1 pseudogene is annotated in these 2,339 nt (G+C 65.1%); it reads right to left on the minus strand.

The window, feature by feature from the left end:
• Positions 1–92: 92 nt before the first annotated feature.
• Positions 93–2,339: pseudogene (mdoH, locus tag HLUSI_RS27165) on the minus strand (glucans biosynthesis glucosyltransferase MdoH); the annotation flags it as partial.

A 2,339-nucleotide genomic window follows, 5' to 3' on the forward strand; every position in this document is an offset into this window, starting at 1 on the left:
GCGTCGGCGCGCGTCGGCGGACGAATCGGCCGGGGCGCCCAGATGGCGATCTTCAGCGGTCATGTCGTCGAGATTGTCCACGGGTTCCCTCCTCATGTCGGCGTCATCCAGGAAGAGTGTCGCGTCGGCTGGCTCCACACGGCGTAGTGCAAGGCCGACAGCAGACGCGGATCATCGAGCAAGGTATGCTTCTGCTTTTCGGTCAGCACCGCAGGACCGCGGCGCAGCGCCTGCAACACCAGCGAATCGCCGGCGGCGCGGCTGAGGTCGGGCATGCGCGGATGGCCATGGGCGCCGGCGCAGACCAGCGCGTTGACGGCCGGGTCGACCACGGCGTCAACAAAACCGGGCAGCGGCGCGGTGGCGTTCAGGTGCGCCACGGTGTCGCGCAGCTCGCGCGGCGCATCGACTTCTTCCGGGATCACAAACAATTGAAGGCGACGGAACAGGCGACCGAACGAAACGCGGCTCGACAGCACCGACAGCGGCACCGAGAACATCAATGAGCCGGCGATCGGCATCAGCCACCAGATGAAGGATGGGTTGAGCCAGTACACCAGTGCGCCCCATGCCACACCCAACACCGAGTGGACGCCGTGGCGGCTCACTGCCTGGCCCCAACCGGTTTCATTGTCGGCGCGCGGCGGCGACTTCCAGCTCAGCGCCCAGCCGAGGAAAGCGCCCAGCACGAAGCGCGTATGGAACAGCATGCGCACCGGCGCCAGCATCATCGAGAACAGCAATTCGATCAGCATGCTCAGCGTCACGCGCAAGGCGCCGCCATAACCCCTGGCGCCCTTGACGATGATCAGCAGCACGCTGAGGACTTTCGGCAGGAACAGAATCGTGGCGGTGGCCGAGACCAGCGCCAGGGCTTTTTCAGGATGCCATTCAGGCCAGATCGGGAACAACTGGCGCGGCTCGACGAAGTATTGCGGATCGATCAGCGTATGCGTGGCCAGCAACACCGTCGACAGCGCCAGGAACAGCGCCCACAACGGCGCCGACAAATACGCCATGACGCCGGTCACGAACACCGCGCGATGCACCACGTGCATGCCGCGCGCCAGGAACAGGCGGAAGTTCATCAGGTTGCCCTGGCACCAGCGCCGGTCGCGGCCGAGTTCGTCGAGCAGCGCCGGCGGCATTTCTTCATAGCTGCCGTCAAGGTCGTAGGCGATCCACACCGACCAGCCGGCGCGACGCATCAGCGAAGCTTCGACGAAGTCATGCGAAAGAATCGGACCGGACAAATTGCCGTCGCCCGGCAGCGGCGCCAGCGCGCAATGCTTCATGAACGGCGCCATGCGGATGATCGCGTTGTGGCCCCAGTAATGTGATTCGCCGAGTTGCCAGTAGTGCAGGCCCGCAGTGAACAAGGGCCCGTACACGCGCGTCGAGAATTGCTGGATGCGGGCGTACAGCGTGTCGCGTCCGGCCGCGCGCGCGCGGCGCGGTCTGGATGATGCCGGCGCCGGGATGTGCTTCCATCAGGCGCACCAGCGTCGACAGGCATTGGCCGCTCATGACGCTGTCGGCGTCGAGCACCAGCATGTAGCGGTAGTCGGCGCCCCAGCGGCGGCAAAAGTCGTCGATGTTGCCGCTCTTGCGTTTGACGCGGCGGCGGCGATGGCGATAGAAGATGCGGCCGAAGCCATCGACTTCCTTGCACAACGCAGCCCAGGCCTGCATCTCTGCGGTGCAGATATCGGACTCGCCGCTGTCGCTGAGGACGAAGAAATCGAAACGGTCAAGGTCGCCGCTGCGTTGCACCGATTCATAGGTCGCGCGCAAACCGGCGAACACGCGCGCCACGTCTTCGTTACAGATCGGCATGACGATGGCGGTGCGGGCATCGGGGGCGATCCATTTCGGCCCGGCCTGCTCATGCGAAATCAAATACGGATCATCGCCGCGCATGAGCACCAGGAAGCCGGTCATGGCGGTCCAGAATCCGGCCGAGACCCAGCAGAACAGCAAACCGAACAAACCGAGGATGACCATCTCGAGCGGCTTCTCGCCGTGGTACGGCAGCACGTCGCTCATGAAATACGTGGCCAGCGCGCTTTGCATCAGCATCAGGATCAGCAGCACCACGCGGCGCACGTTGCCGCTGTGCGTCCAGTAGCCGCGCGGATCGGGAGAATCGGGCAGGTCAAGCGTGTCTTCGACGAAGGCCTGTTCTTTCGGCGGCAGGCCCTTGCGGCGTGCGGCGCGCTGTTCGAAGGCGCGCGTGGCTTCTTCGACCCAGCGCGACAGCGGATTGAGCGTACCCCAGGGGCGCGGCACCATCGAGCGGCGATTGAGCGGCGGCGCCACCTTGATGGTATCGCCGGGAC

It is taken from the genome of Herbaspirillum lusitanum P6-12, assembly GCF_000256565.1.
Lineage (GTDB): Bacteria > Pseudomonadota > Gammaproteobacteria > Burkholderiales > Burkholderiaceae_D > Herbaspirillum > Herbaspirillum lusitanum.